The 14,388-nt window shown below is 57.7% G+C and carries 9 protein-coding genes and 1 tRNA gene; 5 read left to right on the top strand and 5 right to left on the bottom strand.

The window, feature by feature from the left end:
* Positions 1–90 precede the first annotated feature (90 nt).
* From glgA to glgB, 5 genes are all read right to left on the bottom strand, one after another.
* A complete protein-coding gene (gene glgA, locus GT495_RS02650; protein WP_161161390.1) occupies positions 91–2,409 on the bottom strand; it encodes a glycogen synthase GlgA in 2,319 nt (772 codons plus the stop codon).
* A gap of 90 nt (positions 2,410–2,499) precedes the next feature.
* Positions 2,500–3,627, bottom strand: a complete 1,128-nt coding sequence (glgD, locus tag GT495_RS02645) for a glucose-1-phosphate adenylyltransferase subunit GlgD (protein WP_161161389.1) — start codon at positions 3,625–3,627, stop codon at positions 2,500–2,502.
* A gap of 4 nt (positions 3,628–3,631) precedes the next feature.
* Positions 3,632–4,780, bottom strand: coding sequence for a glucose-1-phosphate adenylyltransferase (locus GT495_RS02640; RefSeq protein WP_161161388.1), 1,149 nt, complete (start codon positions 4,778–4,780; stop codon positions 3,632–3,634).
* Positions 4,781–4,888: 108 nt separating this feature from the next.
* Positions 4,889–7,315: a glycogen/starch/alpha-glucan phosphorylase gene (locus GT495_RS02635; protein WP_161161387.1), complete on the bottom strand. Its 2,427-nt coding sequence runs from the start codon at positions 7,313–7,315 to the stop codon at positions 4,889–4,891.
* A gap of 94 nt (positions 7,316–7,409) precedes the next feature.
* Positions 7,410–9,668: a 1,4-alpha-glucan branching protein GlgB gene (gene glgB, locus GT495_RS02630; protein WP_161161386.1), complete on the bottom strand. Its 2,259-nt coding sequence runs from the start codon at positions 9,666–9,668 to the stop codon at positions 7,410–7,412.
* A 331-nt stretch (positions 9,669–9,999) separates the two neighbouring features.
* Between glgB and GT495_RS02625 the strand changes: the two genes are divergently transcribed.
* The 5 genes from GT495_RS02625 (at position 10,000) to GT495_RS02605 (ending at position 13,954) form a co-directional block, all read left to right on the top strand.
* The gene (locus GT495_RS02625) at positions 10,000–10,689 is read left to right on the top strand and encodes an HAD family phosphatase (RefSeq protein ID WP_161161385.1); all 690 of its coding nucleotides are present in this window, start codon (positions 10,000–10,002) and stop codon (positions 10,687–10,689) included.
* A gap of 9 nt (positions 10,690–10,698) precedes the next feature.
* Positions 10,699–11,379 carry a thiamine diphosphokinase gene (locus GT495_RS02620; RefSeq protein ID WP_161161384.1) on the top strand — a complete coding sequence of 227 codons (681 nt, stop codon included), beginning with the start codon at positions 10,699–10,701 and terminating at the stop codon, positions 11,377–11,379.
* A gap of 104 nt (positions 11,380–11,483) precedes the next feature.
* A tRNA-Ala gene (locus GT495_RS02615) sits at positions 11,484–11,559 on the top strand.
* A gap of 6 nt (positions 11,560–11,565) precedes the next feature.
* Positions 11,566–11,805 carry a helix-turn-helix domain-containing protein gene (locus GT495_RS02610; protein WP_161161383.1) on the top strand — a complete coding sequence of 80 codons (240 nt, stop codon included), beginning with the start codon at positions 11,566–11,568 and terminating at the stop codon, positions 11,803–11,805.
* 616 nt (positions 11,806–12,421) lie between these two features.
* Positions 12,422–13,954, top strand: coding sequence for an ABC-F family ATP-binding cassette domain-containing protein (locus GT495_RS02605; RefSeq protein WP_161161382.1), 1,533 nt, complete (start codon positions 12,422–12,424; stop codon positions 13,952–13,954).
* Positions 13,955–14,388: the final 434 nt, after the last annotated feature.

Here is a 14,388-nt window from a genome sequence, read left to right as displayed (position 1 = left end):
TTTAAGGCATGTCCCAAAAATCTACTGAGCAGAGGGCGCCTGGTTGGGGCGCCCTCTTTTGCGTTGAGGATTAAGTTTTAATCGTCCGGATTAGCGGCGCTTGCGTGTGGCCGTTGCCTTGCGGACGGACGTCTTCTTGGACGGGGCCTTTTTCTCTGCCGGAGCGGCGGGGGAGGCCGGGGTCTCCTTGGCAGGCTCGGGCTTAGCCTCTGCCTTTGGGGCGGCCTTGACCTCAGCGGCCTTCGGCGCCGGCTTGGCCTTTACCTCGGCCTTGGGCTCCTCTTTGGCAGCAGCGGGCTTAGTCTCTGCCTGGGGAGTTGCGGCCTTTGCCGTGGGCTTCTTGGTTACCGTCGTGCGCTTTCGCGTGGTGGTCTTGGCGGCGGGCTTGGCCTCGACGGTTGCCTCTGCCTTGGACTTGGCAGGCGTCTCCTCGACCTTGGCGGCCGCCTTGGGGGCAGCCTTCGTTGCAGTGGCCTTGGTAGCCGTCGCCTTCGTAGCTGTAGCCTTCTTGGCTGCCGTTGCCTTCTTGGCGGTCGCGGTCGTCTTCTTGGCAGCAGTCTTTGCCGAAGCCTTAGCAGCCGGCTGGGACTCGGCGGTCTCGGCCTTTACCCCGGAGGTTGCCTCGACCTCGGCGTCCTTCTTGGCAGCGGCGGTCGTGCGCTTGCGCGTCGTCGTTGCCTTGGCAGCAGTCGTCTTTGCTGCGGCAGTCTTGGTGGCAGTGGCCTTGGTTGTCGTAGCCTTCCTGGCCGTCGTCTTGCGCGTCGTGGTTTTCTTGGCGGCAGGCTTCGCAGCCGGCTTCTCCTCAGCCTTGGGCTCCTCAGCAGCAGCGGGCGCCTCAACAACCGCCTCGGCCTTGGGCTCGGGCTTGGCCACAACCTCGGGCTCGGCCTCAGCCTTCTCGGCCATAACCACGGGCTCGTCGGCAACCGTCGCTGGGCGCTCAATCTCCGGATGCATAAAGAAATACAGGTCCAGATACTTGTCGGCCGAGCGTGTCCAGCTAAAGTCCTGGCTCATGGCCTGCGTGACCAGCTGGTTCCAGGCATCGCGGTTGTCCCAGAACAGGCGTGCCGCGCGGAACACGGCATCGCCCATCTCGTCGCCGTTAAAGTTGGTAAACGAGAAGCCCGTGCCCTCGCCGGTAAACTCGTTATACGGGATCACCGTGTCCTTCAGGCCACCGGTCTCGCGCACGATGGGCAGCGTGCCGTAGCGCATGGCGATGATCTGTGACAGGCCGCAGGGCTCAAACTTCGAAGGCATCAGGAACATGTCGGCGGCGGCGTACATACGCTGCGACAGCGCCGGGTCAAACTCGATGCGAGCGGCCATGGTGCCGGGGTACTTGTTCTGGAAGTAGCGCAGGCCATCCTCGTAGTCGCGGTCGCCGGTGCCCAGCACCGCCACCTGCACGCCGCCGGCCAAAATGCGGTCGAGCGCGTACATGACCAAGTCCATGCCCTTCTGGCGCGTAAGGCGCGTGACCATCACCATGAGCGGACGGTCGTCGCGAACCTCGAGCCCCAGCTCTTCTTGCAGCTTGGCCTTGCACACGGCCTTGCCGGAGCGGTCATCAACCGTGTAGTTTGCGGCAATGCGCTTGTCGGTCGCCGGGTCAAAGCCCGCCACGTCAATGCCGTTCAAAATGCCCTGCAGCGCATAGGAGCGCTCGCGCAGCACACCGTCCAGGCCCTCGCCAAACTCGGGCGTCTGGATCTCGTTGGCATAGGTGGGGCTCACCGTGGTGATGGCATCGGCATAGCGCAGCGCGCCCAGCATGTAGTTGATGCTGCAGGCGTCGCAACGCAGCTGCGAGGCGGCCGCCGGAATGTGCGCCACGCCCAGGATGTCCTCCATCACGGTGTCGCTAAACTGGCCCTGGAACGCCACGTTGTGGATCGAGAACACGGTCTTGACGCGGTCGTACAGCGGCAGGCCCTGGTAGAACTCGCGCAAGAACACGGGCGCCAGTGCCGTCTGCCAGTCGTTGCAGTGCAGGATGTCGCACTCAAAGCCGGCCGGCAGGTGCTGCAGGCTCTCGGTGATGGCCTTGGAGAAGAACGCAAAGCGCTCGCCGTCGTCAAAGAAGCCGTACGGATAGTCGCGCGCAAAGTAGCGCTCGTTGTCGATGAACATATACGTGACGCCGTCGTGCTCGAGCTTCTCGAGCCCGCAGTACTCGTTGCGCCAGCCCAGGCTCACGTAAAAGTCGGAGAAGTGCTCCATCTGCGCCATGTACTCGTCCTTGATGGTGGCGTACTTGGGCACCATCACGATGACCTCGGCGCCGGCGCGCACGAGCGCCGCAGGCAGAGAGCCCGCCACGTCGCCCAGGCCACCGGTCTTTACAAACGGTGCGCACTCGGCCGAGGCAAACACGATCTGCATCTTTTTGCTGGAATCTGCCATATTGTCTCCCATGTTGCAATTCGAGAATAGCCGCCTGGCGCTAACCGGGCGGCTATTCTGCATGTTACGAGTGATGTTGCGGTGCCTACGTTAATGCACGATGGTGGTATCGGGAGTTAACGGGGCCTTGCCCAGCACCAGGATGTTCTCGGGCGTGCCGCGAAGCTCGGTGTTGGTGGGAACCACGTTGTTCTTGTCCAGGATGGCATTCTCAACGCGGGCGCCACTCTTGATGATGCAGCTCTGGTTGATGATCGAGTTTGTCACCGAAGCGCCTTCCTCAACCACAACGCCGCGCGACAGGATCGAGTTGCGCACGGTGCCCTTGATGATGCAGCCGGCCGAGATGATCGAGTTGCACGCGTGGCTGCCGGTCGCATAGCGCGAAGGCGGCACGTCGTGGGCCTTGGTCAGGATCGGGCGCTCGGGATCGAAGAGCTGATCGGCCACGGTCTGGTCGAGCAGGTCCATGCTGCGGCGATACAGCGACTTCTCGCTAAACACGCCCACGACCTCGCCCTTGTACTCGTAGCTGCACACGTCGATGTTGCCAAAGTCGCCCTGGAGTGCCTCGAGCAGGTCCAGATAGTCGGCGGCCTGGTAGTGGTCGATAATCTCGAGCAGCGTCTCGCGGTTGACAATGCAGCAGTCCATAGAGGCGTTGTCGCCGTACACGACGCCGGCGCTCACGCCCGTCAGGCGGCCGTTCTCGTTAATCTCGAGCTTGGTCTCGTCATCGACGTTGCGCGTGGCCTTGCAGTACACCACGGTCATCTGGGCGCCGGAGTTCTCGTGCGCGTCGATGATGGTGTTGAGGTCCATGTTAAAGATGATGTTGGTGCCCATCATCACAACATAGGGCTTGTCCGAGCGCTGGAACAGCGTCTTGTTGGAGATGATGTCGCGCAGCAGGAAGCGCATGCCGCCCTTGGTGGTGCCATACGCGTTGCCGGGCACCATGAACAGGCCGCCCTTCTTGCGGTCCAGGCCCCAGTCCTTGCCCGAACCAACGTGGTCGATCAGCGAGCGGTAGTTGCCCGGCATGACGACGCCGACGGTCTTAATGCCGGCATTCATCATGTTGGACAGCGGGAAGTCGATCAGGCGGTAGCGGCCCAAAAACGGAACGGACGCGATGGGGCGGTCCTTGAGCAGCACGCTGCCGTAGGTCGAAGAGTAGTTAGCGGTGATATAACCGATGGCCTTGCGATTGATCATCGGATCATTCCCCCTTCCCGATAACGACGTCATTTCCAACGACGGCCGTATCCTTGGTGGTATCGACAGAGCCGAGCTTCACGCCCTCTTCGACCGTGGAGTTCTCGCCCAAAATAGCGCGGCAGATGTGCGCTCCGCTCTTAACGTGCGCACCCGGCAGCAGCACGGAGTCCTCGACCACGGCGCGCTCCTCGATGATGACATCGGTCGAAAGGATCGAGTGGCGAGCGGTGCCGTAGATCTTGCAGCCGTTGGAGACCAGACAGTCGTCCAGGCGGCCGTCCGGGCCAATGTAGTGCGGCGGACGCGTGGTGATGTTGGACATGATGGGGAAGTTCTTGTCAAACAGATCGAACTCGGGGTTGTTGCCCAGCAGGTCCATCGAGGTCTCGTGGAAGCTGGCGATGGTGCCAACGTCCTTCCAAAAGCCGTGGAACTCGTAGCTGTACAGGCGCTTGCCCTCGCCGAGCAGCTTGGGGATGATGTCCTTGCCAAAGTCGTGGCTCGAGCGCTGGTCCAGAGCGTCTTCCTCGAGCGCCTCGATCAGCACGTCGGCCGAGAAGATGTAGATGCCCATGGACGCGAGGTTCGAATCGGGCTTCTCGGGCTTCTCGGTGAACTTGGTGATGCGGCCGTCCTCGGGGTCGGTGGTCAGGATACCAAAGCGGCTGGCCTCCTCCCACGGCACGGGCATAACGCTCACCGTGAGGTCTGCGTTGTTCTCAATGTGCGTCTTGAGCATCTTGCGGTAGTCCATGCGATACAGGTGATCGCCCGAAAGAATCAGGACGTACTTGGGGTCGTTGGCCTTGATGTAGTCGAGGTTCTGCGTAATGGCGTCGGCCGTGCCCGCATACCAGGCGCCACCGGTCTGCGTCTCGTACGGCGGCAGGATCGACACGCCGCCGTCGCGGCTGTCCAGATCCCACGCCTCGCCGGAGCCCACGTAGGCATGCAGCAGGTAGGGGCGATACTGCGTCAGAACGCCCACCGTGTCGATGCCCGAGTTGGAGCAGTTGGACAGCGAAAAGTCGATAATGCGGAACTTGCCACCAAAGCTAACCGCCGGCTTAGCGATCTTTTGGGTGAGTGCCCCCAATCGGCTGCCCTGTCCTCCTGCGAGGAGCATCGCGATGCATTCTTTCTTACTCATCGATTTCTCCTTCTGTCATCGATGTTCCTAAACCCATTAGCGACGGGCGCGGCGCAACGTCACGCCCGTCGAGTAATGCCGTGCTGGCATAGGGGAGCTCGCGCGCCTTTACGCGTGCCAGATCTCGTCGCGGTACTCGCGAATGGTACGGTCGCTCGAGAACCAGCCGGAGGAGGCGGTGTTGAGCAGGGCCTTGCGGTTCCAGGTCTCCTGGTCGCCGTAACTGCCGGTGAGCTTTTCCCACGCATCCACGTAGCTGCGGAAGTCGGCCATGACCAGGTCGGGGTCGTTGTTGTTCATGAGCTCGTTGTAGATGCTCTCGAAGTTGCCCGAAAGACCCGCAAACGTGTTGTCCTTGAGCTCGTCCATCACGCGGCCCAGGCGCTCGCGATCGTTGTTGAGCGTATCCCACGCAAAGTAGCTGTTGGATGCCCAGAGCTGCTCGACCTCGGGGGCGGTCAGGCCAAAGATGGCCTCGTTCTCGCGGCCGGCCAGGTCGGCGATCTCGATGTTGGCGCCGTCGAGGGTACCCAGCGTAATGGCGCCGTTCATCATGAGCTTCATGTTGGACGTGCCCGAGGCCTCCTTGCCGGCCGTGGAGATCTGCTCCGAGATCTCGGCGGCAGGGTAGATGAGCTGGGCGTTGCTCACGCGGAAGTTGGGGATAAAGCAAACCTTCATGACCTCGTTGACGCGGGCATCGTTGTTGATGACCTCGGCCACGGAGTTAATGAGGCGGATGGTCTCCTTGGCAAAGGTGTAGCTCGAGGCAGCCTTGCCGCTAAAGATGAAGGTCGTCGGCGTCACGTGGAAGTTGGGATCGGCGATGCGACGGTTGTAGATGTCCATCACCTTCATGATGTTCATGAGCTGGCGCTTGTAGGCATGGAAGCGCTTAACCTGAACATCGAAAACGGTGTTGGGGTCAATGACCAGACCGGTCTCGGCCTTAACGTAGGCGGCCAGGCGCTCCTTGTTGGCGCGCTTGGAGGCACCCACGGCCTTCAGGAACTCGGTGTCGTTCTGGAAACCTTTAAGCTTCTCCAGCTCAAAAGCGTCCTTGAGCCAGCCATCGCCAATGGCCTCGGTCACGAGCTTGGCGTAGGTTGGGTTGGACTCGGCAAAGAAGCGACGGTGCGAGATACCGTTGGTCTTGTTGTTGAACTTCTCGGGCGTCAGGGCATAGAAGTCCTTGAGCACGATGTTCTTGATGATATCGGAGTGGATCTTGGCCACGCCGTTGACGCTGTGGCTGCAGATCACGGACAGGTTGGCCATACGAATCTCGCCGTCCCACAGAATGGCGGTCTGGCGCAGACGCTCCTGCCAGCCCTCCTGCGTGGTGTCGAACGACTCGTGCCAACGACGGCTGATCTCGTCGATGATCTGGTACACGCGGGGGAGGAGCTTGGAGAACGTGCCGATGGGCCACTTCTCCAGAGCCTCGGGCAGAATGGTGTGGTTGGTGTAGCTCACGACCTGCGTCACGATGTTCCAGGCGTCGTCCCACTCGAGCTTCTTTTCGTCGATCAGGATACGCATGAGCTCGGGGCCGCACATGGCGGGGTGCGTGTCGTTGGTATGGATGGCCACAAACTGTGGCAGCAGCTCCCAGTTCTCGCCGTGCTCCTTCTCAAAGGTGTCGAGCAGGCTGTAGATGCCGGCCGAAACAAACAGGTACTCCTGCTTCAGGCGCAGCAGACGGCCGTGCTCGCCGGCGTCGTTGGGGTAGAGGATGGCGCTGATGGCCTCGGCCTCGGCGCGCTCGGCGTCGGCCAGGGCATAGTCGCCACGGTTGAAGGCCTCCAGGTCAAAGTGCTCCTCGACCGGCTCGGCAGCCCAGACGCGCAGTTTGTTGACGGTCTCGCCGGCATAGCCCACCACGGGGATGTCATAAGGCACGGCCAGGATGTCCTGCGTGTCAACCGTGCGGTAAAACGTGCGGCCATCCTCCTCAAAGCCCTCGACGTGGCCACCAAACTTGATGGTCACGGCCTTGTCCTGACGGCGGACCTCCCAGGGATAGCCGTGGGTGAGCCACTCGTCGGTAGCCTCGACCTGGCTGCCGTTGACGATTTCCTGCTTAAACAGGCCGTAGCGGTAGCGCATGCCGTTGCCGTAGCCGGCAATGCCCTCGGCTGCCATGGAATCCAGGAAGCATGCGGCCAGACGGCCCAGGCCACCGTTGCCCAGAGCCGGATCGGGCTCCTGGTTCTCGATGACGGAAAGGTCAAAGCCCATGTCGTCGAGCGCCTCGGCGACCATGTCGCGCACACCAAAGTTGAGCAGGTAGTTGTCGAGCAGGCGGCCGATCAAAAACTCGATCGAGAAATAGTACACGCGCTTTTTGCCCTCGGACACCACGCGGGCGTCGCTCTTGGTGGCAACGGTGCGGGCCTTCTCGGCCACGAGCTTGGCCAGGGCGTTAAAGCGGTCGAGGTCGCTGGCGGCCTCGACGCTCTTGCCGCTGATGCTCATGACGGCATCGCGATAGAGCTCGGTAAACTCCTGCTTGTTGTCGAAGATCTTATTCATACGTTCCTTTCCCCCGGGGATGTTTCTCCCGGAACGGTTATGTCTTGTATCCTACGCCTCGGCGAGGCGGGTAATTACAGCTGTAACGGCTTTGTTACGCATCCTTGGCAGACGGCTTAACAGAAGCAGACTTGGCCTTGGTAGCGGCCTTTTTGGCTGCCGGCTTCTTGGTCGCGGTAGCCTTGGCAGCGGGCTTTGCGGCGGTCTTGGCCTTTGCCTTGGCCGGAGCCTTCTTAGCAGCCGCGGTCTTGGGCTTCACCGAGGACGAGCGCTTGCGCGTCGCCTTCTTGGGCTCCTCAACCACGGACGGCTTGTAGCTGCTGGGACCGCGACGCTTAAGCACCACGCCAGCCAGGCCGGGCACCTTAATCTCGATGGAGTCCATCTGCCCGTTCCAGGGATAGGGCTCGCTCGAGCAGGTGTAGGGCTCCTCGCCGGCATAGCCACTGCCGCCAAACTCGGGACGGTCGGAGTCAAAGATGACCTCCCAGTCGCCCTCGCGCGGCACGCCCACGCGGAAGCTCTCGTAGCTCGCCGGGTCAAAGTTGATCAGGATCACCAGGTCGTCGTCGATGTCCTCGCCCTGGCGCACAAAGCTTACGATGGACTGCTTGGAGTTGTCCGCGTCGATCCAGGTAAAGCCGTCATCGGTGTAGCCGCGCTCGTACAGGGCGGGCTCGGCGGTGTACAGGTGGTTGAGCGCCTTGATAAACGCCTGATGATGCTTGTGAGTCTCGTACTCCTCGGTCAGGAACCACTGGATGGACTCGTAGTAGCGCCACTCAATAAACTGGCCGATCTCATTGCCCATAAAGTTGAGCTTGGCACCGGGATGCGTCATCTGGTAGAAGGCGAGCGTGCGCAGGCCGGCAAACTGGCGCCACCAGTCGCCCGGCATGCGGCCGATGAGCGAGCACTTGCCGTGCACGACTTCGTCGTGGCTGAGCGGGCAAATAAAGTTCTCGGTAAAGGCGTACATGATGGAGAACGTGAGTAGCCCGTGGCTGCCGGGGCGCCACGGAAAATCGGTTTGCATGTAGTGCAGGGTGTCGTTCATCCAGCCCATATCCCACTTGTAGTGGAAACCCAGGCCGCCGTCCTGCGGCGGATAGGTCACGAGCGGCCACGCGGTGGACTCTTCGGCCATCATCATCACGTCGGGATAGTGCGCCTCTACAGCGCAGTTGACCTGACGGATAAACGCGCTGGCGTCCAGGTCCTCCTCGGTGCCGTATTTGTTGAACTTCTTTTGGCCGGGATCGTCGATGCCAAAGTTGAGGTACAGCATGCTGGACACGCCGTCCATGCGAATGCCGTCCACGTGGAAGTTCTCGAGCCAGTACAGCACGTTGGAGACCAGGAAGGAGCGGACCTCGCCGCGGGCAAAGTCAAACTTGTGCGTGCCCCAGTTGGGGTGAATCTCGTGCTCAAACAGCATGTGGCCGTTAAAGGTGGCAAGGCCGTGGGAGTCGGCGCAAAAACCGCCGGGCACCCAGTCCATGATCACGCCGATGCCCGCCTCGTGGCACGCGTCGATAAAGTGCATGAGCTGCTGCGGGTTGCCGTAGCGCGACGTGGCGGCATAGTACCCAGTCGTCTGATAGCCCCAGGACCCGTCGAAGGGATGCTCCATAAGCGGCATGACCTCGATATGCGTATAGCCCATGTCGCGCACGTAGTCCACGAGCTCCACCGACAGGTCGTCGTAGGTGTAAAACTCGCCGCGCTGTGCGGGGAAGGGATCCATGGGGCCGGGGTAGTTGCCGTACTCGTCCGGATCGCCCTGCGGCGCGTCGCCGTGGCGCTTCCATGAGCCAATATGCACCTCGTAGATGTTGAGCGGCTGCGACATGTGGTTATGGCTGGCGCGGCGCTTGAGCCACGCGGCGTCGTTCCACTTGTAGCCATCGAGGGTCCACAGCACGCTGGCGGTACCCGGGGGGCACTCGGCCTTAAAGGCATACGGATCGGCCTTGTAGAGCTTTTCGCCCTCGTTGGTCTCGATAAGGTACTTATAGAGCTGACCCTGCTCGGCGCCAGGAATAAAGCCTTCCCAAATAGCACTCGTATGCATGGGCACCAGCGGGTTGGCTTCCTCGTCCCAGTCGTTAAATTCGCCAATGACATGGACGCTCTTTACGTCGGGCGCCCAAACGCAAAAGCGCCAGCCACGCGTACGGTTCTGCGTGTCGGGGTGAGCGCCCATCTTTTCCCAGCTGCGCTCCCACGTGCCGATGCCAAACAGGTAGACATCGTCCTTGGTGAGCTCCGGTGCATGCGGGGCGGCTTTACGGGTAGCGGGCTTTTTGGTTGCTGGCTTTAGCTTTGTATCGCTCACGTTTGATCCCATCATGACACGGCAGCGTGTTGCCTTGGTGACTAGATGCGAAAGGTCCAAGGCTGCACGAATCGAAGGGACGGCGATAGTTCTATGATTCGTTCCACCTCGCGTGCTCGGTGGAACTTTCGGCAGAAACTACGATAACACCTGTGCGTTAGTTTGATGGACGAAAGCGGATTTGCGGGGGCGTTTAATCGGTAAGCGACATGTTTATACCACTGGCAGAATTGCCGTGGTAAAACTCTTGACAGTTTTACCAATTAGGGTTTCAAAACTGTTAGGCTAACGTTTGGTAAAACGTTTTTAGCAGGTTGTTTACCATTTGACATCGAAAGGCTCGTTTATGAACCACATCGCTGCTCCAAGTGTTGCTTTTATTTTCGATTGCGACGGAACACTGGTTAATAGCTCCCCCGTCTGGGGCCATGCGCAGACCGAGTTATTGCGTCGTCATTGCGTTGATGTAACGGTCGACGATTTTGCCCAGTTTGAGCATTTGTCGCTCGAGGACGAGTGCCAGGCCTACCACGACACCTGGGGCGTTGGCGCGAATGGCGAGGAGCTGTATCGCGAGCTGGGCGAGATTTTGATTGATGGGTACTCCAAGGTGCCGCCGCGCGAGGGGCTCCTGGCATTTTTGGAGCAGGCGAAGGCGGCGGGCATTGCCATGTGCGTTGCCACGTCCACGCCGGTCGAGCTGGTGCAGCCCGCGCTCGCCGGTGCCGGGCTCGACGCTTACATGGAGTTTGTTACCACGACGGACGAGGCGGGGCGCTCCAAGCAGTTCCCCGACGTGTACGAGTTGGCGTTGCGTCGCCTGGAAGAGCGCCACGGGCACAAGTTTGAGCGCGCATGGGTGTTTGAGGACGCCGTCTTTGGACTTAAGAGCTCTGGCACTGCACGCTTTAAGCGTGTGGGCATCTATGACCCGCATGGTCGCATGCAGCGCGATGAGGTCCGCGCCAACTGCGATATCTTTATCGACAGCTATGAGGACCTGGACCTGGCCCGCGTGCTTTCGTTTGAGGGCTAGGCGAGGGCCGTGGTTTGCAAAGTATTAGTGGTTTGCGGCTCGCCGGTGGTGGCAAGCCCGGATCTGCTGCGTCAGCTGGCGGGGGAGTGCGACCACGTTGTCGCCGTGGACCGCGGGCTCGACGCGCTACTGGGCGCTGGCCTGAGCTGCGACGTCTACGTGGGCGATGCCGACACGGTGAGCGACGCGGGACGCGCTCTGGTCGATGCCGCCGAAGCCTTTGAGGTGGAGCGTCACAACCCCTTCAAGGACTATACCGATCTGGTGTTGGCGCTCGATTCCGTCCGCCGTCGCTGGCCGGGTGCCGAAGTGGTTGCAACCTGCGCCACCGGCGGCCGTCCGGATATGGCCCTGTCTGTGTTGGGGCTACTGGCAGGCTATGCGGACGCCCCCGTCTGGATTGCCGAGGATAAGGTGGTCGCTCGCATCCTTCACGCAGGCGAGTCCTGGATCATTGACGGCGCCGAGGGCAAAACTTTCTCCATCATCGCCGTTGCCCCCAACACCGTGGTAAGCGAACACGGTCTAGAGTGGGAGCTAGACCATTCCCCGTTAGGACTCTTGGCGGATACGGGCATCAGCAATGTAGTAAGATCTACCGCCAAAATCCAAGTCCACACCGGCACCGCGATAGCATATTTGTTACGTGAGGGTTTTATCGGGACGGCTGATAAAAATAATCGCTCGTAGAGTGATTATTTTTGCCCCGTCCCAGGAAAACCCGCAAGTAAGAGATTCAACCCAAAAAGTCCTTGCATCATAGAGAGTCTTCCCCTATAGTATCTCCTCGTCACGGGGGCGTAGCTCAGCTGGGAGAGCGCTTGACTGGCAGTCAAGAGGTCAGGGGTTCGATCCCCCTCGTCTCCACCATCGTGAATGCAAGGCCACTCAATTCACGGCAGGGTGCTTCTGCCCCTGTCTGTATTTGCTGACGCACGCGCCGGTGATCCGCTGGCAATGGAGCGTATCTTGCGGTACTATGACGGCTATATGAATAAGCTGTGTACCCGGACGCTTTATGAGCTGGACGGAACGCCTCATGTGCGGGTGGACGAGTACATGAAACACCGCTTGCAAAACAAGCTGGTCCGGGCCATCCTAAAGGACAGCCCATGAGAAAACGCCGGACGCAGGGCCAGCAGCCCGCCGCGTCCGGCGCTTTCTTATGGATTGTTTTATACGCATTTAGAAGTCCTCTCTGGTGGGGATTGGATAATCTGTCCCGCCTGTCCGCCGACTGTGGTGGAAAAGCCTTGATTTTCATCGGCTTCTATTCCCCTAAATGCGTAGAAAAGAGATTGTATTTGTGTTATTCTGCCCCTGTATAAAAAGCACAATGATTGACAAACCGTGTTCCCCGTAGTACTATAAAAACGGAGGTTATATTTCTCAAAAGGAGAGAAAGGCATGAACACGAATTTTCATTTAACCGATCAGCGTAAAAAGAAAATCAGCTCTGTACAATCCATACCGATGGAACATTGTGCAGAGTATAGCGTATAAATGACGCATTTCGATTTCATCGGGAAGCCATAAGGGGGTTTTATACCCATTTTGAGAAAGTGGCTTTCCATGCAGTTATAATGTGTATGAGGCTATGGACAATGTTTTGTCCATAGCCTTTTGTTTTTGGCGCTGCTATTCCAGAGGCAGAAGGCAGATACATTTGTGTATCTTTGCTTTCTGCCTTTTTCGTTTGTATCAGAGAATATGCAGGAAAGGGTTAATAAAAATGAGCTTATTAGAAATTGATGGACTGACACACTCTTTTGGTGAGAATGTGCTATACAAAAATGCAGGCTTCACACTCAATAAAGGAGAACATATTGGCATTGTCGGACAGAATGGAACCGGCAAAAGCACTTTAATCAAAATCTGTACAGAGCAGATCATACCGGACAGCGGGCGCATTGTCTGGCAGCCGAATACTACTATTGGTTATTTAGACCAATATGCGGAAATCGACCATACCTTAACGATGAAAGAATTTCTCAAATCCGCTTTCACAAAGTTATTTGAAATGGAGGCACAGGCGTTGCAGCTATATGAAAGAGCTGCTGACGGTGATACGAAAAGCCTTGAACTGGCCGCCCATTATCAGGAACAGCTTGAAGCCCATGACTTTTATTCGATAGATACCGCTATTGAGCGTGTCGCCAATAGGTTAGGACTTCTTGCGATTGGCCTTGACCGTCCGATTGCTGAAATGAGTGGCGGCCAGCGGGCAAAAGTGATTTTAGCAAAATTACTGCTGGAAAAGCCGGATGTTCTGTTGCTGGACGAGCCGACCAATTTCCTTGATAAAGACCATGTAACATGGCTGGCGGACTATTTATCTGCTTTGGAAAATGCTTTTTTAGTGGTTTCCCATGATTTCAATTTTCTGGATAAGATAGCGAACCGCATTTGTGATATTGACAATGACACGATTACAAAATACTACGGCACATATTCCGAATTTCTGCGGAAGAAAACCCTGCTGCGGGAAGATTATGTACGGCAATATGCGGCCCAGCAAAAGGAAATTAAAAAGACAGAGGAATTTATACGGAAGAACATAGCGGGCAGAAAAGCAAAAATGGCGCGGGGACGGCAAAAGCAGCTTGACCGAATGGACAAAATGGAAGCCTTAGACCAAAAGGAAATTATTCCTTACTTCCATTTCCCTGTACTGTCTTTAACCAATACGGAACACTTGTTGGTGAAACAACTGGCAGTTGGCTACCATTATCCCGTTTTATCAAACATTGAATTTAGCATTAAGGGAGGACAAAAAGTTGTTATTACTGGATTTAATGGGATTGGAAAATCGACACTATTAAAAACCCTGATTGGGGAAATTCCATCTATGCAGGGCCATTTCAAATTTTCCGATCAGGTTACTATCGGATATTTTGAACAGGATTTAGAGTGGAAAGAACCTGAATTGACGCCCATTCAAATTGTTGCCAATGCTTATCCCAATATGGTGACAAAAGATGTCCGCAAGCATTTGGCACGATGCGGAATTTCCAGTAAACACGCTATGCAGTCCATAGGAACATTAAGCGGCGGCGAACAGGCAAAGGTAAAGATGTGTCTGCTTACTCTGACCCCCTGTAATTTCCTGATCATGGATGAACCTACAAACCATTTAGACGTACAGGCAAAAGAGGCTTTGAAAACAGCCCTTTCAACTTTTGCAGGAACGGTACTGCTCGTATCGCATGAGGAAGCCTTTTATCGAGATTGGACACAACGAGTTATCAGCATTGAGAAAAAATAGAATATAGCGAAGTTATCTGTAAAATTTCCTGCCCCGCCCGACGGGGAAAGAAAAAACCGTTGCCGGGCAGGTTGCTTTCGTGCGCTCATTTTATATTTCTATCCAGCGGCGGCTTTAACAAAATCAAGGCCACCGTTCTCTATGCCCTCAAACTGACGACGCCCTGACGCTGGCGGGATCGGCGGCCCACGGAGGGAACCGCCATGAAGCAAAGAGCGTTTCGACAAAATAAGACAGGGATTGCACCACCCCTAAAAAGCCCGTCCCTGGCAACGGAGACAAGCGGCCATGAGTATGAACTATACCATGTAAATTATATTCATATTGCTTTCGCTTTCGCCCGGTTGGTCTGTGACCCCTTGATTATCAACTTTATCCGAACACCTCCCACATTCATCCGCACATGTGCGGATGAATGTGGGAACCCGATACCT

This window comes from Collinsella sp. BIOML-A6, from assembly GCF_009875845.1.
GTDB lineage: Bacteria > Actinomycetota > Coriobacteriia > Coriobacteriales > Coriobacteriaceae > Collinsella > Collinsella aerofaciens_H.
This window is presented reverse-complemented; position numbering and strand designations above follow the sequence as displayed.